Genomic DNA, 19295 nt, shown 5'->3' with positions numbered 1-19295 from the left:
TTTGCAGTTAGGGCGCGCTGGTGCGATAGGCAAGCCATGCAACCCGCCAAGCGGCCGCAGCCGCAAGCCCTTTACCGACGCTTGCGTCCGCGCCGCATGACCGCAGGCGTGACGCTGATCCCGTTTTCCCGCAAGCTGGCGGGCAGTCTGGCGCTGGGCCTGATGCTCGGCACGGCCTGGCCCGCGCTGGCGCAGACGGCCATTCCGGCCTCTCCGCCCGCCCCTGCGCCATCCGCCACGCCCGCCGCCGCCGATTCGGATGATGACACCCCCGTCCAGTTCGCGGCGGACAAGGTCGAATACGCGAACGACTCCGATGTCGTCACCGCCCGCGGCAATGTCGTGCTGCGGCGCGAGGAACAGTCGGTCCGCGCCGATACGATCACGTGGAACCGCAAGACCGGCGCGATCCAGGCGCAAGGCAACGTCCGCATGGTCGATGACGTGGGCAACATCGTCTATACCGACAAGGCCGACCTGACCGAGGAACTGAAGGCCGGCGCGATGGACGACCTGCTGGTCGTGATGCGCGAAGGCGGGCGGCTGGCGGCGAAAAGCGGCGAGCGCGAGGACAATGGCGACATCATCCTGCACGATGCCGCCTATTCGGGCTGCGCGATCGAGGACATCGAAGGCTGCGCCAAGAAGCCGAGCTGGGAAATCACCGCCGTCCGCGTCCACTACGACGACAAGCAGAAGCGGGTGCGCTACAAGGGCGCAGTGCTGCACGTGTTCGGCGTGCCGCTGCTGCCGCTGCCCGGCCTTGCCCACACATCGGACTTCCGCGCCGTCAGCGGGTTGCTGATCCCGGACTTCCGGCTGGGCGCGTCGAACGGCGCCGAACTGGGCCTGACCTGGTACTGGCGCATCGCACAGAACAAGGACCTGGCGGTAACCGGCAACTTCTACACCGGCTCGCTGCCGATGGTGAAGACCCGCTACCGCCAGTTGACCGAAAGCGGCGCCTTCCAGATCACGGGCTACCTCACGCGCAGCTCGGTGATCTCGGTCTCGGGCAATACGGGCGCGCAGAACCAGCAGTTCCGTGGCTATTTCGAAGGTAACGGCCGCTTCCAGCTTTCCGACAACTGGAGCATTTCGGGCTACGGCCGCATCGCCAGCGACCGCACCTTCCTGCGCCGCTATGACCTGGGCCGCGACGACCGGCTGCGCTCCTCGATCAATCTCGAACGCATCGACGACAACAGCTATTTCAGCCTGGCCGGCTGGGCGGTGCAGACGCTGCGCGTCGGCTACGCCCAGGGGCAGGTGCCGATCGCGATCCCGGCGATCGACTATCGCCGCCGGCTCGATATGCCGGGCGTGGGCGGCAAGCTGGAGCTGCAGGCCAACACGCTGGCGATCACGCGCACCGGCGGGCAGGATACGCAGCGCGCCTTCGCCCGCGCGCAGTGGGACCTGCGAACCGTGACCGGCATGGGCCAGGTGATCACGCTGACCGGGCTGCTGCGCGGCGACGTCTATCACAGCGACCAGAACGCCCTGACGCCAACCGTGCTCTATCGCGGCAATCCCGGCTGGCAGGCGCGCGGCATCGCCACCGCCGCGATCGACGTGCGCTGGCCCTTCGTGGGCGAATTCCTGGGCGGTACGCAGGTGCTGACCCCGCGCTTCCAGATCGTCGCCACGCCGCACGTGCGCAACCTGTCGATCCCCAACGAGGATTCGCGGTCGGTCGATCTCGACGATGCCAACCTGTTCTCGCTGAACCGGTTTCCCGGATACGACCGGATCGAGGACGGCGTCCGCTTCACCTACGGCCTCGACTGGAGCCTGACCCGGCCCGGCTGGCGCATTTCCAGCACGGTGGGGCAAAGCTACCGCCTGTCCAACGACATGACCCTGCTGCCCGACGGCACCGGCCTGACCACCCGCGCGTCCGACATCGTTGGCAGGACCGACCTGCGCTTTGGCGATATCGTCAAGTTCACGCACCGGTTCCGGCTGGATCACAACGATTTCGTACTGCGCCGCAACGAATTCGACGCGACCATCGGCGGACACAAGTCCTACTTCGAAGTAGGCTACCTCCGCCTCAACCGCGATATCGCCTCCACCTTCGAGGACCTGCGCGACCGGCAGGAACTGCGCTTCACCGGGCGCGTGGCCTTCGCGAAATACTGGTCGGTGTTCGGATCGGGCGTGGTCAACCTGACGCCCCGCGCCGAGGACCCGACGAACACCGCTTCCGACGGGTTCCAGATGCTGCGGCATCGGCTGGGCTTCGCCTATACCGACGATTGCCTCGACCTGTCGTTCACATGGGTGCGCGACTACGTGACGACGGGCGACGCGAAGCAGGGTAACGGCTTCTCGTTCTCGCTGTCGCTGCGCAGCCTGGGCGGGCGTTGAACGGCGCTTGGGGATGTCCGGCACCCCGGCCGTTCGGGGTTTTCCCCGCTTTCGCTTCCCTCGCCGTTGCAATACGGCTATCGCCGCGCCACTCAGCTTGGGTTAAGCCCGGCGATACCATTTGCCGGGAAATGCGCAGAAGGATGCCGGTGCGCCGGTTCGACAGGATATTCAGATTGCCATGACGCGTACCGTCCGCCTTCCTTCCCCGATCCGTCGTCCCCTGATCGGCCAGAGCGCGCTGGTTCTGGGCCTTGCCGCCATGGTCGCCGGGCCGATCGCCTCGAGCGCGAGCGCGCAGGCCGTGCGGGAAAGCGCCGACGCCAACGGCGCCCTGAACATCCCGGCCAACCCCACCCTGTTCGGCAAGAGCGATCCCAACGTGCGCCGTGCCACGGCGATCGTGAACGGCGAGATCGTGACCGGCACCGACGTGGAACAGCGCCTGGCGCTGATCGTCAACGCCAACGGCAACAAGGTGGGGCCGGAGGAAATGGACCGCCTGCGCCTGCAGGTGCTGCGCAACCTGATCGACGAAACGCTGCAGATCCAGGAAGCCAAGGCCGCCGACATCCAGATCGGCGACGACGAGGTGAACCAGACGTTCGAGCGCGTGGCCACGCAGAACTTCGGCCAGTCGGTGCCGGCGCTGGAAAAGTACCTCGCCTCGATCGGCTCGTCGGCCGCCTCGCTCAAGCGCCAGATCAAGGGCGAGCTTTCGTGGCAGCGCCTGCTGCGCCGTAACGTCCAGCCGTTCATCAACATCTCGGACGGCGAAGTGCGCGAGATGATGGAGCGGCTTCAGGCGTCGAAGGGCACCGAGGAATACCGCATCGGCGAAATCTTCCTGTCGGCGACGGACGAAACCCAGCAGCAGGTCCGCGCCAACGCCGAAAAGATCGTCGAGCAGATCAAGCAGGGCGGCAGCTTCGTTGCCTATGCGCGCCAGTTCTCCGAAGCCTCGACGGCGGCGGTCGGCGGCGATCTCGGCTGGATCCGCCTCGGCCAGTTGCCCAACGAACTGGCCGCGGCCGCGACCGGCATGGCCCCGGGCCAGCTTGCCGGCCCGATCCCGATTCCCGGCGGCTTCTCGATCCTCTACCTGATCGACAAGCGCCAGGTGCTGACCGCCGACCCGCGCGATGCCGTGCTCAGCCTCAAGCAGATCTCGATCGCGTTCCCCAAGGGCACCACGGAAAAGCAGGCTGCCGACAAGGCCGCCGACTTCGCCAGCATGGTGAAGTCGATCCACGGCTGCGGCGAGGCGGAAAAGGCCGCCGCCACGATCGGCGCATCGGTGGTCGCCAACGACCAGATCAAGGCGCGCGACCTGCCGGGCGCGCTGCAGGAAACGCTGCTCAAGCTCTCGGTCGGCGAGGCGACTCCGCCGTTCGGATCGATCGAGGACGGCGTGCGCGTGCTGCTGCTGTGCGGGCGTGACGATCCCAAGGTGGATTCCGGCCCCAGCTTCGATGAGTTGCAGCAGCAGATGGAAGACGATCGCGTCAACAAGCGCGCGCAGACCTATCTGCGCGATCTGCGGCGCGATGCGGTGATCGAATACAACTGACGCTGGCCCCGCCGCGTCTTTGCGAATCCGCAAGGACCGGCGGCCCGGCGCATGACAGGGAACCGCTATGACGCTTTCCCTTCCCCTCGCCGCCAGCATCGGCGATCCCGCCGGTGTCGGCCCCGAACTGTTCTGCGCAGCCTGGGCGCTGAGCGGCGCCGAAGCCCTGCCCCCGTTCTTCGTAGTAGGCAGCCGGGCGCTGCTCGAACAGGCGGCGCATCGGCGCGGTATCGAGGTTCCGGTGCGCACCATCGCCGGGCCGGACGAAGCGCTGGAGGTCTATGATACCGCGCTACCGGTCATAGACCTGGGCGACCTCCCTTATACCCCCGGCCAGCCCGACGAAGCCGGCGCCGCGCTGGCGCTGCGCGCGCTGGAAACGGCAACCGGCCTTGCCCGGTCTGGCACGGCGGCGGGCATCGTCACCGGCCCCATCGCCAAGAGCCGCCTTGCCGCGATCGGCTTCCGCCAGCCGGGGCAGACCGAATTCGTCGCCGAAGCCTGCGGCGTCACCCCCCGGAACGCGGTGATGATGCTGGCGGGGCCAAGCCTGCGCGTGGTGCCCGTTACCGTCCACGTCCCGCTGCGCGCCGTACCCGACCTGCTGACTGCCGAGCTTATCCGCACGCGCACCGCGATCACGGCGGCGGCGCTGGCGCGCGATTTCGGCATCGCGCACCCCCGGCTGGCCATCGCCGGGCTGAACCCGCACGCGGGCGAGGACGGCCGCATGGGGCACGAGGATGCCGATGTGGTCGCCCCCGCCGTCGCCGCGCTGCGCGCCGCCGGAATCGACGCGCGCGGGCCTTTGCCGGCGGACACGATGTTCCACGCCGAAGCGCGCGAGACCTATGACGCGGCGATCTGCATGTACCACGATCAGGCGCTGATCCCGCTCAAGGCGCTGGATTTCGACGCCGGCGTCAACGTCACGCTGGGGTTGCCGATCGTGCGCACCTCGCCCGATCATGGCACGGCCTTCGCCATCGCCGGAACGGGCACGGCGCGCGCGGGCGCGACCGTCGCCGCAATCCGCATGGCCGGGGAATGCGCGGTGCGCAGGCTTTCCGCATGACCGACCTGCTGCCCCAATTGCCGCCATTGCGCGAGGTGGTGAACCGCCACGGTCTGTTCGCCAGCAAGGCGCTGGGCCAGAACTTCCTGTTCGACGAACAGTTGCTGGACCGGATCGCCAAGGTGCCCGGCAGCCTGCGCGGGGCGAACGTGCTGGAAGTCGGCCCCGGTCCCGGCGGGCTGACCCGCGCGCTGCTGCGCGCCGGGGCGAACGTGACCGCGATAGAGATGGACAAGCGCTGCCTGCCGGCGCTTGCGGAACTGTCGGATGCCTTCCCCGGCCAGTTGACCGTGATCGAGGGCGACGCGACGCGGATCGATCCCGTCACGCTGTTCGACGGGCCGTGGCACGTGGCCGCCAACCTGCCCTACAACGTGGGCACGCTGCTGTTCACCGGCTGGCTTTCCGGCCAGGAATGGCCGCCGCGCTGGCAATCGCTGACGCTGATGTTCCAGCTGGAAGTGGCCGAGCGCATCGTCGCCCGGCCCGGCACCGATGCCTATGGCCGGCTCGCCGTGCTGGCGCAGTGGCGCGCCAGCCCCGTGATCGCGATGAAAGTGCACCGCAGCGCGTTCACCCCGCCGCCCAAGGTCATGTCGGCGATCGTGCATGTCGAGCCGGTGGCGATGCCCGCCGGCGTCTCCGCGCGGATGCTGGAACGGGTGACCGAGGCCGCCTTCGGCCAGCGCCGCAAGATGCTGCGCCAGTCGCTCAAGGGCCTGCCCGGCGCGCTGGACGTGCTGGAGCCGCTGGGCATCGACCCCCAGCGGCGTGCCGAAACATTGGATGTCGCGGAATTCGTCGCGATCGCGCGCGCGCTGACGCCGTAAACGCCGGACTACCCGTTCGTCTCGGCCAGCGTGTGCGCCACGATGGCATTCGCGTGGCCATGGCCCATGCCGTGCTGATTCTTCAGCATCGCCACCAGTTCCATATGCTCCGCGGGAAGCGCGGCGCGGACCAGTGCCTTCCATTCGGCGATCGGCTTGCCGTACTTCTTCTCGATCGACGGGAAGTACGATGCGGGTCCGGTGACTTTGGGCTCGGTCATGGCCGCGAAGCAACCATGCCGAGCCCTGCCCTGTCAATGCGCCCTTTCAATGCGGATCAGGCCGGCTCCGCCACCTTGGCGATCGCCGCCTTCTTCTTCTGCCGCCAGGCGTGCAGCAGCGGTTCGGTATAGCCGTTGGGCTGCTCCACGCCCTTGAACACCAGATCGCAGGCCGCGCGGAACGCGAAGCTGGTATCCCAGTTGCCCGCCATCGGCTCGTAGAGCGGATCGCCCGCGTTCTGCGCGTCCACCTTGGCGGCCATGCGGTGCAGCGAATCCAGGACCTGCTCCTTCGAGCAGACGCCGTGCAGCAGCCAGTTGGCGATGTGCTGGCTGGAAATGCGCAGCGTGGCGCGGTCTTCCATCAGGCCCACGTCGTTGAGGTCGGGCACCTTGGAGCAGCCGACGCCCTGATCGATCCAGCGCACGACATAGCCCAGCAGCCCTTGCGCGTTGTTGTCGAGTTCCGCGCGCACTTCGTCTTCCGACCAGTTCGCGCCCGCCGCCAGCGGCACGGCCAGCAGCGCGTCCAGCCCGGGCGTTTCCTCCTTCGCCACGTCCTTCTGGACGGCGAAGACATCGACCTGGTGATAGTGCGTGGCGTGCAGCGTCGCGGCCGTGGGCGAAGGCACCCAGGCGGTGTTGGCGCCGGTCTTCGGATGGCCGATCTTCTGGTCCATCATGTCGCGCATCATGTCCGGCGCGGCCCACATGCCCTTGCCGATTTGCGCCTTGCCGGAAAGGCCGTGGTGCAGGCCGATGCAGACGTTGCGCTTTTCGTAGGCGGCGATCCAGCCGGACGCCTTCATCGCGCCCTTGCGGATCATCGCCCCGGCCTGCATCGAGGTGTGGATCTCGTCGCCCGTGCGATCGAGGAAGCCGGTGTTGATGAACACGATGCGGTCCTTCACCGCCGCGATGCAGGCAGCAAGATTGGCGCTGGTGCGGCGTTCCTCGTCCATCACGCCGACCTTGACGGTGTGGCGCGGCAGCCCGAGCAGGTCTTCCACCGCATCGAACAGGGTGTTGGTGAAAGCCACTTCCTCCGGCCCGTGCATCTTGGGCTTGACGATATAAATGCTGCCGGTGCGGCTGTTGCGAAAGCGGCCAAGGCCCTTCACGTCGTGCGTGCTGATCGCCGAGGTGATGACCGCATCCAGGATGCCTTCGGGAATTTCCGATCCATCGGCCAGCAGGATCGCCGGATTGGTCATCAGATGGCCGACATTGCGCACGAACAGCAGGCTGCGCCCCGGCAGGCTGAACGCCGATCCCGAAGGCGCGTACCAGGTGCGGTCTTCCGCCAGCGTGCGGGTGATGGTCTGGCCACCCTTCTCGAACGTATCGGCCAGATCGCCCCGGATCACGCCCAGCCAGTTGGCGTAGGCCGCCAGCTTGTCCTCGGCATCGACCGCGGCGACCGAATCCTCCAGATCGACGATCGTGGTCAGCGCGGCTTCGAGCACGATGTCGGCAATGCCCAGCGGATCGCCCTTGCCCACCGGGTGATTGCGATCGATCACTACTTCGATGTGCAACCCGTTGTGCTTGAACATCACCCCGCCATCGCGCGTGGCGTAAGGGTGCGGGCATTCGCCGCCGGTCAGCGCCGCTTCCCAGCCGGGCAGCGCGCCATTGAGGAACTGGCGCCCGGCAGCGATCACCGCCGCGCCGCGCGCCTCGTCATACCCACCGGGGCGCGCCGGTGGCGCATCGAGCGCGTCGGTGCCGTAGAACGCGTCATAGAGGCTGCCCCAGCGCGCGTTGGCAGCGTTGAGCAGGAAGCGCGCGTTGAGCACGGGAACGACGAGCTGAGGCCCCGCCATCGTGGCGATTTCCTCGTCCACGTTCTGCGTGCCGATGAGGAAGTCCTCCGGTTCGGGCACGAGATAGCCGATCTCGGTCAGGAACGCGCGATAGGCGTCGGCGTCGATCGGCTGGCCCTTGCGCGCGAGATGCCAGGCGTCGATCTGCGCCTGCAGCGCATCGCGCTTGGCCAGCAGCGCGCGGTTCTGCGGCACGAGGCGATCGCACAGCGCGGCAAAGCCCTGCCAGAAGGCGTCGGCGTCCTGCCCGATCGGCGCCAGCACGCGCTGTTCGAGGAAAGCCGCCAGCTGGCCATCGACCTTCAGACCGCTGCGTTCAACCCGTTCACTCATCGCTTGCTCCCATGCGCATCCATTCCGATGCGCGCATTCTAGCCTTCGGCCTTCTCGTTCGGTAGAGTGATTAAAGTTACGACAATCATTCTTCTGGAGAAACAATGGACGGGGATCGGGACTATCGGCTTTTCGCGCAGATCGTGGCCAGCGGCAGCTTGGCCGGCGCGGCGCGCGCGCTACGGCTTTCCCCGCCGATGGTGTCGAAGCGGCTGGCGCGGCTGGAGGAGCGGCTGGGTGCCGAACTGATCCGGCGCACGACGCGGCGGCTGGAACTGACCGAACAGGGCGCGCGCTTCCATGCCGATGTGCTGGCGATCCTGGCGAGCATCGACGATGCCGAGGCGCGTGTCGCCGGGCGCACGCTGGCGCCGAAAGGGCCGCTGCGCATCGCCGCCCCCACCTCGTTCGGGCGCATGTTCATCGCCCCGCTGCTGCCCTCGTTCCTCGAACGCTTCCCCGAGGTGCGGATCGAGATAGAGCTGAGCGACGGCTTCACCGATCTGCTGGCGGAACGGATCGACCTGGCCATCCGCATCACCGCGCAAGTGGAACGCGGGCTGGAGGCGGTGCGGCTCGCGCCGAGCCGCCGCATCCTCTGCGCGTCACCCGCCTATCTCGCCGCGCGCGGTACGCCGGCATCGATTCGCGACCTGGCCGGGCACCGTCTGCTCGCCGCGCGTGGCCAGTTGCCGTGGCGGCTCAGCGCCAACGGCCGGCCGGTGACGATCGACGCGGAGAGTGTGGTCGCCACCAATTCGAGCGAGGTCGTGCGCGAACTGACGCTGGGGGGCGTGGGCATCGCGCTGCGTTCGCTGTGGGACATTCGGCCAGACCTGGCCGAAGGGCGCGTGGTGCGCGTGCTGCCCGATCACCAGGGCAGCGACGACGTGGCGATCTATGCGATCCGGCCGGCGGGCCAGCACATGGCGGCCAGCGTCGGCGCGTTCACCGAACACCTGCGCCGCCATTTCAGCCCGGTGCCGCCGTGGGAGCGGTAAGCCGCCCGCCCCGTCAGCCGGCTGGCGCCAACATCGAACCGGTATCGATATAGCGCTGGTGCCATGCCAGCGCCTCGGTCAGCAGCGTCGGCGAATGCTTGCCCCAGGAATCGCGCAAGGCACGCGCATAATAATCGGCCAACATATCCCGGTATGCGGGATGCACGCAGTTGCCGATCACCAGTTCGGCGCGGCTGCGCGGCGGCAGCCCGCGCAGATCCGCCAGGCCCTGTTCGGTCACGATGATCTGCACGTCTTGGTCGATGTGATCGACCTGGCTGACCTGCGGCACGATCGTCGAAATCTGGCCGCCCTTCGCGGTCGAGGGCGCCATGAAGATCGAGATATAGGCGTTGCGCGCGAAATCGCCCGACCCGCCGATGCCGTTCTGGATACGCGATCCCATCAGGTGCGTGGAATTGACGTTGCCGTAGATGTCGGCCTCGACCATCCCGTTCATCGCGAGGCAGCCGAGCCGGCGGATCAGTTCGGGATGGTTGCTGATCTCCTGCGGGCGCAGCACCAGCCGGTCGCGATAGCGCGCCATATCGGCGTTGATCGTCTCGGCCGCTTCGGGGCTGAGCGAGAAGGCCGTGGCCGAAGCCATGCGCAGCTTGCCGCTGGAAAGCAGGTCAAGCATCCCGTCCTGCAGCACTTCGGTATAGGCGGTCAGGTTCTCGAAGGGACTGTCCATCAGCCCCGACAGCACGGCGTTGGCGATGTTGCCCACGCCCGACTGGATCGGCAACAGCGACGGCGGCAAGCGGCCCATCTTCACTTCGTGCGCGAAGAATTCCATCAGGTGCCCGGCGATGGCGCGCGCGTTGGCGTCCGGCGCCTTGAACGGCTGGTTGCGATCGGGCGAATCCGTTTCGACCACGGCGATCACCTTGGCGGGATCGCACCGGAACGTCGTCTGGCCGATGCGGTCTTCGGGGCGGATCAGAGGGATCGGCACCCGGTGCGGCGGCAGAGCGGTGCCGTAATAGACGTCGTGCATCCCGTGCAGCGCCTCGCTTTGCCAGCGGTTCACTTCGAGGATCACCTTGTCGGCGCGATCGAGCCAGGTCTTGTTGTTGCCGATCGACGAGGACGGCACCAGCGATCCGTCGGGCAGGATCGCGGTCACTTCGATCAGCGCGATGTCGAGCGGGCCAAGGAAGCCCTGCCACGCCATCGGCGCGACTTGCGACAAATGCATGTCGAAGTAGTTCATCTCGCCGCGGTTGATCTGTTCGCGCGCGATCGGGTCCGAATTATAAGGCAGACGGAAATCGATGCCCTTCGCCTTGGCCAGCGCGCCATCAAGCTCCGGACCGGTCGAGGCCCCGGTCCAGACCTTGATGCGGAACGGATCGCCCGCGGCATGGGCCGCCTCGATCCGCTTGGCCAGCGCCAGCGGCACCGCCTTGGGATAGCCCGCGCCGGTAAAGCCGCTCATGCCGACGGTGGAGCCAGGGGGTATCAGCGCGGCGGCGCTATCGGCATCGGTCACGCGCGCCTGAAGGGCCGGATGGGCAATGCGCTGCGAAAGGGAGGACTGAGACATGGGACTCTCCGCTGTTTGGCCGCGCGTAGACCCGTGGCGAGTGGTTGATAACCACTACTTCCGTCGTAGCAATTCCTTATATTCCCACGCAAAAGTGTAATTGCGCATAATGCAATCACCGGGATTTGGCGATTTATAGCGCATTTGCCCGGACATGAAAAAAGGGAACCGACGGGGTCGGTTCCCTTTTTGCAATCGAGCCGTGCCGGTCGATCAGGCCGAGACGATGCTCGCCTTGCGGATCACGCCGGGGTTTGCCGGCGGCTCGCCCTTGGGCAGCGCATCGACGTGTTCCATGCCGCTCTCGACCTGGCCCCAGACGGTGTACTGCTTGTCGAGGAAGCGCGCATCGTCGAAGCAAATGAAGAACTGGCTGTTCGCCGAATGCGGATAGCTCGTCCGCGCCATCGAGCAGACGCCGCGCACGTGCGGTTCGCTGTTGAATTCCGCCTGCAGGTCGGGCTTGTCCGAGCCACCCATGCCGGTGCCCTGCGGGCAGCCGCCCTGCGCCATGAAGCCCGGAATCACGCGGTGGAACTTCACGCCGTCGTAGAAGCCTTCGCCGACCAGTTCCTTGATCCGCGCCACATGATTGGGTGCAAGATCGGGGCGCAGCTTGATCACGACATCGCCGGAATCGAGCGAGAAGACGAGTTTCTCTTCAGCCATCTGTCACAAAATCCTTCCTTGTCTGCCGCCGATATAGGGTCTTCCCCGACAAAGTCACGCCATGCTCTTTTCGGGCGTTGCTTTTGGCTTGCGACCGCCTATCCCGGCCCTTGATGGAGCGCGAAGACGACCGGATCGACCTGGCCATCGACTTGGCCCTTGCCGACGGCGGCGACGCATCGCCGGCCGAGGAAAGCGCGCGCCATGCGGAGAGTCTGGACGAAGAACACAACACGCTGAAGCCGGCATTCATCCGCAAGGTCTGCGATGCGCTGGACGAAGGCGACCGCGACGCCGTCTATGACCTGGTCGAACCGCTGCACCCCGCCGACATCGCCGACCTGTTCGAGCTGATCGACGCCGAGGAACGCCCCCGGCTGGCCCGCGCCATCAACGACCTGATGGGCGGCGAAGTGCTCGCCGAACTCAACGACCACGTCCGCGAATCGCTGATCGAGCAGCTCGACCCCGACGAGGTGGCCGAGCTGGCCGAGCAGATGGAGACCGACGACGCGGTCGCCCTGATCGAGGACCTCGACGAGGAGGACAAGGAAGCCGTCCTCGCCGAGCTCGATCCGGAAGACCGCGCTGCGATCGAAAGCGCGCTGTCCTATCCGGAAGAGACCGCCGGCCGCCTGATGAGCCGCGATCTGATCGCGGTGCCCGAACATCTCACCGTCGGCAATCTCATCGACTATCTGCGCGAAAACCAGGACCTCGCCACCGAGTTCTGGGAAGTGTTCATCGTCGATCACAAGCACCGCCCGATCGGCACCTGCGTGCTTTCGTGGATTCTGCGCACGCCGCGCGACGTGGCACTGGCGGACGTGATGAAGCGCGACCAGACGCTGATTCCGGTCACGATGGATCAGGAGGAAGTGGCGCTCCGCTTCCAGAAGTATGCGCTGATCTCCGCCGCGGTGGTCGACGAGGACGGGCGGCTGGTCGGCCAGATCACCGTCGACGACGTGGTCCACATCATCCAGGAAGAAGCGGGCGAGGACGCGCTGCTGCTGTCCGGCGCCGGCGATGGCGACATCAACGAGCCGCTGCGCCTCACCGTGCGCACGCGCCTGCTGTGGCTGCTGGTCAATCTGCCGACGGCCATGCTGGCCGCCAGCGTGGTCAGCCTGTTCGATGCCGAGATCGCGCGCTACGCGGTGCTGGCGACGCTGATGGGCATCGTCACCGGCATGGGCGGCAACGCCGGCACGCAGACGCTGGCGGTGATCGTGCGCGCCATCGCCACCAACCAGCTGACGGACAGCAACACCCTGCGCGTGCTGAGCCGCGAATTCCGCATCGCGGCCACCAACGGGGTTTCGCTCGGCACGCTGATCGGGATCGGCTCGTTCTTCATCTGGCACAGCGTGCCGCTGGCGCTGGTCTTCGCCGCCGCGATCTTCATCAACAACATGGTCGCCGGGCTGGCGGGGGTGTTCGTGCCCGTCACGCTCGACCGCATGAACATCGATCCGGCCACCTCGTCCGCGGTGTTCGTGACGATGTGCACCGATTGCATGGGCTTCCTCAGCTTCCTGGGGCTGGCGACACTGGCGGGAATCGGCGCCTGACGATGGACGATGCCTGATGGACGATGAAGGCCTGATGGACGATGAAGCCCCGCGTCTGCACATGACCAAGGTCGCCTATGGCGCGCAGTCGCTGGCCGAGGTCCACGCCTGGTTCGCGCAGCGCGGACCGGAAGCGCGGCTGACCACGCGCTACCTGCCCAAGCGCCACGCCGAAATGGTCGGCGGATCGCTGTTCTGGGTGTTGAAGCACCAGCTCGTCGCCCGCTCGCCGATCCTGGGCTTCGAGGAAGCCGAGGGCGGCAAGACGCACATCGTCATCTCCACCCAGTTGATCGACGTCCACCCCGTGCCGCGCCGCGCGCACCAGGGATGGCGCTATCTGGAAGACAAGGACGCGCCGCGCGATCTGGCCATGGGGGAAGCGGGCGAAGCCTTGCCCGCCGGGCTGGCCGGCGAGCTGGCAAAGCTGGGTCTGGTCTGAAGCAATCGACAGGCGCGGGGCGTGTCAGGCCCGCCCCGTTTCCCGTCAGTCTTCGAGCTGGCGCAGCAGCGTGCGCACGTCACCGTCCATGTCGGCATCGCGCGTGCGCAGTTCCTCGATCAGCCGCACCGCGTGAATCACGGTGGAGTGATCGCGCCCGCCGAACTTGCGGCCGATTTCCGGATAGCTGCGCGGCGTCAGCACCTTGGCGAGATACATCGCCACCTGGCGCGGGCGAACCACGGCGCGGGCGCGGCGCTTGGAGGCCATTTCCGTGCGGTCCACACGGTAGAACTGGCAGACCGTGCGCTGGATTTCGTCGATCGTGATGCGCCGGCGGTTGGCCGAGAGAATGTCGGTGAGCTGTTCCTCGGCCAGTTGCAACGAGACCGGCTGGCCAGTGAGCTGGGCGAAGGCGATCAGCTTGTTGAGGCCGCCGACCAGTTCCCGGATATTGCGGTTGATCGTGCGCGCAAGGAATTCGATCACGTCGGACGGAACCTGCGTGCTGGTGAAGCGCGACAGGCGGTGTTCGAGGATCTTGCGGCGCAGTTCGATGTCGGCCGGCTGGATATCGGCCACCAGCCCCATCGACAGGCGCGACAGCAGCCGCTGTTCGACCCCATCGAGCGCCTGCGGCGCACGATCCGCCGCGACGACCAGCCGCTTGCCGGCGGCCAGCAGCGCGTCGATCGTGTGCAGGAATTCCTCCTGCGTGCTCGCCTTGCCGATGATGAACTGGATATCGTCGACCAGCAGCAGATCGAACCCGCGCAGGCGCGCCTTGAACTCGATCATTTCGTTCTGGCGCATGGCCTGGACGAATTCGATCATGAAGCGCTCGGCCGAGCAGTAGAAGATGCGCGCGCCAGGCCGGTTCGCGGCGTAGGCGTGGCCGATCGCGTGCAGCAGGTGGGTCTTGCCCTGCCCGGTCGAGGCCTTGAGATAGAGCGGCGAGAACTGGGGCGTTTCCAGCGCGGCCATGCGCTGCGCCGCGTTGACTGCCAGCACGTTGGCCGAACCGCTCACGAATTCGGCGAAGATCAGCGAGGGATCGAGGCCCGAAACCAGCGAATCCGACATGCCGATCGAAGCCGGGGTACGCACGGTGGCCGACGCCGCCGGCACCGGTGCATCGCCGCCGATGCGCAGTTCGGGCATGGCGCGGCGGCGCGGATGCACCGTGATGCGCACCTGACGCACTTCCGACCGCGCGATCTTCCACGCCAGCGACAGGCGATCGGCGAAGCGATCCGCCACCCAGTTCGCGGAGAACTCGGTCGGCAGGAACAGGTCGAGCGTGCCGGTTTCCTTGCAGAAGCTGCCAAGCTGGATCGGCTTGATCCACTGCCCGTGCAACTGCGATCCCAGATCCTTTTTCAGACCCTGGCTGATGTCGGCCCAGTCCGCTGCCAGATCCAGCGCTTCCTGGTCCTCGATCATCCCGTCCCGTCCCTTCCTGCCTGAAACGGCTTCCGAGCCGCCCCCACGCGCAGCCGGTGCGCGGTAGCCGCCCGCGCTGCCAAATTCATCCATCTTCACGCGGCGCTGTCCCGACCTGATCAAGGCCTGCGACGACATCCCCCCGCCGCAGACATGACGAACCCCCGACCGCCGGCGGGGATTCCGCCAGCGGACTCGAACCATGCGATTTCCGTGACACCGTCACGCTGATCCCAGTGCTTGTTACGGCTCCGTGAGATCAACGATGCCGGTTCAGCCTGTCTATTGGTGACGGGGGGCGGAGCGCAAGCGTGGCGACGCAAAAAAACTGAAATAAATCGCCTTGACTCGCCAGACGCCGCGGAAATCTCATAAGTATTTGAAAAATATACGTTTCGCCGCAGAGGCAAAGCGAATCGCGGAAAATCCATGACTTGCTGCGACCGCAAATAGTCACGGAACCGAAAAACGAAAAAGCCGGCGATGAAACCGCCGGCCTTTTCCTCTGTCAGATATCCGTATCGACCCTGAGCATCATCCCCGATGGGGGATGGGCGGTCGAATCAGAGAGCCGCGACTCGCTTGGTCAGACGCGACATCTTGCGCGCCACGGTGTTCTTGTGAAGCACGCCGCGCGCCACGCCACGCGCCAGTTCCGGCTGCGCCGCCTTGAGCGCTTCAGCCGCCGCCGACTTGTCGCCACCGGCGATCGCCGATTCGACCTTCTTCACGAAGGTGCGGATACGGGAAAGGCGGTTGCCGTTGATTTCGGCGCGACGTTCGTTGCGACGGATGCGCTTGCGGGCTTGCGGCGTATTGGCCATGTCTGTCCTGTTTCTGTCCTCTGGCGGGCCGTCCGGAGACGGACCGGGAAAATCCTGGTTGCTTGCACGTACAAGGCGGGCAAGCCCGCCGGAAAGCGGCGCCCATACCCACAGACGGGCGAATCGTCAACAGATTCGACCGGTTTCCGGCGCCTCGTCCTTCGAAGATGCCGATAAGCGCTTTATAGCCACCCCGCAAGCTCGCGCCGCACCAGCGCTTCAAGCAGGCGGATGCCCTCGTCCCCCGCGTTGAGGCAGGAAAGCGTGGCAAAGTCGGTTCCGCCCGCCGCCAGGAAATCATCGCGGCCCCGAATCGCCAGCTCCTCCAGCGTTTCGAGGCAATCGGCGGAAAAGCCCGGCGCGGCCACGGCGATCCGCCGCGTGCCTTTGGCGGCTTCGGCCTTCAGCACGGCGTCGGTAGCCGGCTCCAGCCAGCGGGCACGCCCGAACCGCGATTGAAAGGTCGTTTCGATCCGCAGGCCGGCATGCGTATCCGCAAAAGCCTCCTGCAGCAGCCGCGAGGTCTTGCGGCAATGGCAGTGATAGGGATCGCCCAGATGCAGCGTGCGCTCGGGCATTCCGTGGTAGCTCAGCAGAAGCAGTTCGGGCACGAAGTCCAGCACCGCCATCTGGCGGGAAAGATCGCGATGGAGCGCGGCGATGGCCAGCGGATCATCGTGATAGGGCGGCAGCGTGCGCAGGGCGGGCAGGCGGCGGCGACCGGCAATCCACGTGCCCAGCGCATCGAGCGCGCTGGCCGTGGTGGCGGCGCAATACTGCGGGTAGAGCGGCGCGAACAGGATGCGTTCGCACCCGGCCTCCACCAGCGCATCGAGTTCGCGCGCGATCGCCGGGTTCTGATAGCGCATGGCGTGGCGCACGATCACCGCATCGCCGGAATGCGCCTGCTCAAGCCGGGCCTGCAACGCTGCCGCCTGCGCGGCGGTGATCGCGGCCAGCGGCGATCCGTCCCGGCCCCAGACCTGGCCATAGGCATGGGCCGACTTCGCCGGCCGCGTGTTGAGAATGATGCCGCGCAGGATCGGCTGCCAGAGCAGCGCGGGAATCTCGACCACGCGCCGATCGGACAGGAATTCCTTGAGATAGCGCTTCACGGCGCCGCGCTCGGGCGCGTCCGGCGTGCCAAGATTGACCAGCAGCACGCCGATCCGGCCGGTGGCGACCAGCGGGTGGTCGGCGGGCCGGTGATTGGCGGAGGATACGTTCACAGTCATGCGCGTCACAGACCTTCGGATAGCAGCGGCAACCGGCGAAACCGCAACCCCGTGGCCGAAAACAGGGCGTTGGCAATGGCGGGCGCGACCGCGACCACGGCCAGTTCCCCCGGATCGAACGGTTCCTCGCTGCTTTCGGCGAATGCAACATCGACTTTCGGGCAATCAGCCAGCAAAGGCAGGCCGAGCTGCGCGAGACGTCCCGACACCGGCAGCCCGCCGGCATAGGCCGTGCTGCCGCCGATGGCCTGCGCCAGCCCGAACACAAGGCCGCCCTCCACCTGCTGCCGGGCAATGTCCATGTTCACGATCCGGCCGATGTCGCAAAACACGGAAAGCCGGTCGACCCGGACCGCGCCTTCGTCCTGCCGGGCGGTGGCCACGACCGCGATGAAGCCGCTACGCACCTGCCCCTTGCCCGTCGGCAGGTCCATGCGATGGCAGGCGATGCCCTGCCCCGAAGCATCCGCCCCGCCGCCCCACATCGCCATGCGCGCCACGCCGGAAAGGCAGGCGGCCAGGCGCGGCTGCCCGCCCAGCATGCCCATGCGGAACGCCAGCGGCTCCTGCCCGCCGGCATGGGCCAGTTCATCGACGAAGCTCTCGTTGCAGAACGCGGCATAGCCATGGGCATTGCCGCGATAGCGCGCGGTCGGCAGCGGCAGGCTGGCTACGATGTGATCGACCGCCTTTTCCGGAATGCCATAGAACGGCAAAGCCCCTTCGCAGGCAAGCGGATCGGCCCGCCCCTCGCTCGCTTCCAGCGCGTCGGGCACGCCACGGTCATGCAGCAGCCGCAGGCCGGATTCGATCGCGGTCGGCGGCAGCGCCATGCGCGCGCGCCAGCCAAGGACATGCTGCTTATCGGGGCTGAGCGAACCGGCCAGCTCGGCCGAAACCGGCGTGCGCGGCAGGCCGGCCAGCGATTCCTGCCAGCGCGACCAGACGAGTTGCACCGGGCGCCCCACCTGCCGCGCGATCGCCGCCGCTTCCGCCGCCACGCGGCTGTCGAGCCGCGCATCAAAGCTGCCGCCGGCGTGCATCGGATAAACGATCACGTCCGCGCGCGAGACGCCGGCCGCCAGCGCGCCGGCGCGGCGCACCCGTTCGGGCGCCTGCGTCGCCACCCACAATTCCAGCTTGCCATCGCGCAGCCGTGCGGTGGCCGTGGCCGTTTCCAGCGGCGCGTGCAGCGCGGGCTCGATATCATAGCGAGCGGTGAGCCCCAGCTTCCCCGGCCCGGCCTTTTCCAGCAGGGCATCGGGATCGCCATCCGCGGCAACGCGGACGGGACGGCCCTTTTGCAGCGCGGTGTTGAGCGCCTGGTCGATCGCGGCACTGTCCGCGATCGGGCCGGCCGCCCGGAAACGCGGCTCCATCGCCTTCACCGCCTTGTTCGCCGCGTGCCAGGTCGTCGCCACCGCCGCCAGCCAGCGCTTGGCATGGACCACGCCGACAAGGCCGCGCACGCCCGCCGCCGCGTCCTTGTCGTGGCTGGAGAGCACGCTGTTCCCCTGCGGCCCGTGCGCGATCGCGGCGAAGACCATGCCCGGCAACCGAACATCCCCCGCGAACACGAAGCTGCCGTCCGCCTTGGCCGGCAGATCGAGCCGGGGATAGCGCGCCCGCGCGCCTTCGGGAAAATCGCGCGGCCTTTCCGCCGGCGCCCCGGCGCGCAGCACCGGCGGATCGGGCGGGTCGTAGGCCAGCGCCTTTTCCAGCAGCGCGGCGAAGGCCCGCCGCTTGCCGCCATGGATCACGAAATGATCCCGCGCCTCGCACTCCTCCCAGCCGACGTTCCATTCCGCCGCCGCCGCCTTGGCCAGCATCGCCCGCACGCCGGCGGCGGCCGCGCGCAGCGGTTGTTCGAAAGCGGCCAGCGCGGTGCCATCCGCGGTAATCATCATCGGCTCGCGTTCGGCCTTCAGCCGGGCGAGCATCCCGTCCGGATTCTCCGCCAGCCCCGCGCCCAGCGGCATCCACAGCGGCGCCCAGTGCGCGGCCAGCACCGGATCGGCATAGACCGGGCTGACCGGCGCGGGTTCCACGCCCACGCGCCGCCAGTCCGCGCCCAGTTCCCACGCGACGATCTGCGCGACGAGCGTGGTGATGCCCTGCCCCATCTCGCAGAACGGCACGGCGACGCTGACCGCGCCATCCGCCGCCATCCGGATGAAAGCGTCGAAAACATGCTCGCCATCGCCCGCGCGCAATGGGGTGGCATAGTGGCGCGGCACCAGCGAGAACGCCAACAGCAGGCCGCCACCCGCAGCGGCGGCGCCGGCCGCACCGACCAGCAGCCCCCGCCGGGTCAGCCGCCCGCCCAGCGC

At 67.3% G+C, this 19295-nt stretch carries 15 protein-coding genes; 7 read left to right on the top strand and 8 right to left on the bottom strand.

All coding sequences use genetic code 11. From position 1 onward, the window contains the following. Positions 1-96 precede the first annotated feature (96 nt). From B3547_RS08540 to rsmA, 4 genes are all read left to right on the top strand, one after another. The gene (locus B3547_RS08540) at positions 97-2373 is read left to right on the top strand and encodes an LPS-assembly protein LptD (RefSeq protein ID WP_292962096.1); all 2277 of its coding nucleotides are present in this window, start codon (positions 97-99) and stop codon (positions 2371-2373) included. 181 nt (positions 2374-2554) lie between these two features. Next, complete coding sequence (locus B3547_RS08535) at positions 2555-3943, top strand: peptidylprolyl isomerase (protein ID WP_124810030.1); 1389 nt, start codon at positions 2555-2557, stop codon at positions 3941-3943. A gap of 67 nt (positions 3944-4010) precedes the next feature. Next, entirely contained in the window at positions 4011-5018 is a 1008-nt protein-coding gene (gene pdxA / locus B3547_RS08530) for a 4-hydroxythreonine-4-phosphate dehydrogenase PdxA (protein ID WP_292962093.1), read from the top strand. An 8-nt stretch (positions 5019-5026) separates the two neighbouring features. Beyond that, positions 5027-5848, top strand: a complete 822-nt coding sequence (gene rsmA / locus B3547_RS08525) for a 16S rRNA (adenine(1518)-N(6)/adenine(1519)-N(6))-dimethyltransferase RsmA (RefSeq protein ID WP_414690521.1) — start codon at positions 5027-5029, stop codon at positions 5846-5848. Positions 5849-5856: 8 nt separating this feature from the next. Here the strand turns inward: rsmA and B3547_RS08520 are convergent, their stop codons facing one another. Both B3547_RS08520 and B3547_RS08515 read right to left on the bottom strand, forming a co-directional pair. Further along, positions 5857-6069 (bottom strand): DUF4287 domain-containing protein, encoded by a 213-nt coding sequence (locus tag B3547_RS08520; RefSeq protein ID WP_292962087.1) that lies wholly within the window; start codon positions 6067-6069, stop codon positions 5857-5859. Positions 6070-6125: 56 nt separating this feature from the next. Continuing rightward, a complete protein-coding gene (locus B3547_RS08515) occupies positions 6126-8228 on the bottom strand; it encodes a malate synthase G (protein WP_292962084.1) in 2103 nt (700 codons plus the stop codon). 104 nt (positions 8229-8332) lie between these two features. On the opposite strand from B3547_RS08515, the gene B3547_RS08510 reads away from it, so the two are divergent. Further along, positions 8333-9229 (top strand): LysR family transcriptional regulator, encoded by an 897-nt coding sequence (locus B3547_RS08510; protein ID WP_292962081.1) that lies wholly within the window; start codon positions 8333-8335, stop codon positions 9227-9229. Positions 9230-9242: 13 nt separating this feature from the next. Here the strand turns inward: B3547_RS08510 and B3547_RS08505 are convergent, their stop codons facing one another. Beyond that, positions 9243-10778 carry an acetyl-CoA hydrolase/transferase family protein gene (locus tag B3547_RS08505; RefSeq protein ID WP_292962078.1) on the bottom strand — a complete coding sequence of 512 codons (1536 nt, stop codon included), beginning with the start codon at positions 10776-10778 and terminating at the stop codon, positions 9243-9245. A 213-nt stretch (positions 10779-10991) separates the two neighbouring features. Next, entirely contained in the window at positions 10992-11447 is a 456-nt protein-coding gene (locus B3547_RS08500; RefSeq protein ID WP_124810023.1) for a peptidylprolyl isomerase, read from the bottom strand. 113 nt (positions 11448-11560) lie between these two features. Between B3547_RS08500 and mgtE the strand changes: the two genes are divergently transcribed. Both mgtE and B3547_RS08490 read left to right on the top strand, forming a co-directional pair. Further along, positions 11561-13021, top strand: a complete 1461-nt coding sequence (gene mgtE, locus B3547_RS08495) for a magnesium transporter (protein ID WP_292962073.1) — start codon at positions 11561-11563, stop codon at positions 13019-13021. A gap of 16 nt (positions 13022-13037) precedes the next feature. After that, positions 13038-13463 (top strand): DUF1489 family protein, encoded by a 426-nt coding sequence (locus B3547_RS08490; protein ID WP_223806692.1) that lies wholly within the window; start codon positions 13038-13040, stop codon positions 13461-13463. 45 nt (positions 13464-13508) lie between these two features. Here the strand turns inward: B3547_RS08490 and dnaA are convergent, their stop codons facing one another. The 4 genes from dnaA to B3547_RS08470 form a co-directional block, all read right to left on the bottom strand. After that, complete coding sequence (gene dnaA / locus B3547_RS08485) at positions 13509-14906, bottom strand: chromosomal replication initiator protein DnaA (protein WP_124810064.1); 1398 nt, start codon at positions 14904-14906, stop codon at positions 13509-13511. 563 nt (positions 14907-15469) lie between these two features. Beyond that, positions 15470-15730 carry a 30S ribosomal protein S20 gene (gene rpsT / locus B3547_RS08480; RefSeq protein WP_124810021.1) on the bottom strand — a complete coding sequence of 87 codons (261 nt, stop codon included), beginning with the start codon at positions 15728-15730 and terminating at the stop codon, positions 15470-15472. Positions 15731-15912: 182 nt separating this feature from the next. Then, positions 15913-16965, bottom strand: coding sequence for a ferrochelatase (hemH, locus tag B3547_RS08475; RefSeq protein WP_292962069.1), 1053 nt, complete (start codon positions 16963-16965; stop codon positions 15913-15915). Between the two features lie 5 nt (positions 16966-16970). Then, positions 16971-19292 carry a molybdopterin cofactor-binding domain-containing protein gene (locus tag B3547_RS08470; protein WP_292962128.1) on the bottom strand — a complete coding sequence of 774 codons (2322 nt, stop codon included), beginning with the start codon at positions 19290-19292 and terminating at the stop codon, positions 16971-16973. Between the last annotated feature and the right edge of the window lie 3 nt (positions 19293-19295).

Origin of the sequence: Novosphingobium sp. UBA1939, assembly GCF_002336885.1 — a bacterium.
Lineage (GTDB): Bacteria > Pseudomonadota > Alphaproteobacteria > Sphingomonadales > Sphingomonadaceae > Novosphingobium.
Note: the sequence above shows the minus strand (reverse complement) of the source record. Positions and strands in the feature narration are given on the sequence as shown.

Coding starts and splice junctions, on each gene's coding strand:
- B3547_RS08540 (WP_292962096.1), top strand. CDS start 97: ATGACCGCAGGCGTGACGCTGATCCCGTTTTCCCGCAAGCTGGCGGGC.
- B3547_RS08535 (WP_124810030.1), top strand. CDS start 2,555: ATGACGCGTACCGTCCGCCTTCCTTCCCCGATCCGTCGTCCCCTGATC.
- pdxA (WP_292962093.1), top strand. CDS start 4,011: ATGACGCTTTCCCTTCCCCTCGCCGCCAGCATCGGCGATCCCGCCGGT.
- B3547_RS08520 (WP_292962087.1), bottom strand. CDS start 6,069: ATGACCGAGCCCAAAGTCACCGGACCCGCATCGTACTTCCCGTCGATC.
- B3547_RS08515 (WP_292962084.1), bottom strand. CDS start 8,228: ATGAGTGAACGGGTTGAACGCAGCGGTCTGAAGGTCGATGGCCAGCTG.
- B3547_RS08510 (WP_292962081.1), top strand. CDS start 8,333: ATGGACGGGGATCGGGACTATCGGCTTTTCGCGCAGATCGTGGCCAGC.
- B3547_RS08505 (WP_292962078.1), bottom strand. CDS start 10,778: ATGTCTCAGTCCTCCCTTTCGCAGCGCATTGCCCATCCGGCCCTTCAG.
- B3547_RS08500 (WP_124810023.1), bottom strand. CDS start 11,447: ATGGCTGAAGAGAAACTCGTCTTCTCGCTCGATTCCGGCGATGTCGTG.
- mgtE (WP_292962073.1), top strand. CDS start 11,561: ATGGAGCGCGAAGACGACCGGATCGACCTGGCCATCGACTTGGCCCTT.
- B3547_RS08490 (WP_223806692.1), top strand. CDS start 13,038: ATGGACGATGAAGGCCTGATGGACGATGAAGCCCCGCGTCTGCACATG.
- dnaA (WP_124810064.1), bottom strand. CDS start 14,906: ATGATCGAGGACCAGGAAGCGCTGGATCTGGCAGCGGACTGGGCCGAC.
- rpsT (WP_124810021.1), bottom strand. CDS start 15,730: ATGGCCAATACGCCGCAAGCCCGCAAGCGCATCCGTCGCAACGAACGT.
- hemH (WP_292962069.1), bottom strand. CDS start 16,965: ATGACTGTGAACGTATCCTCCGCCAATCACCGGCCCGCCGACCACCCG.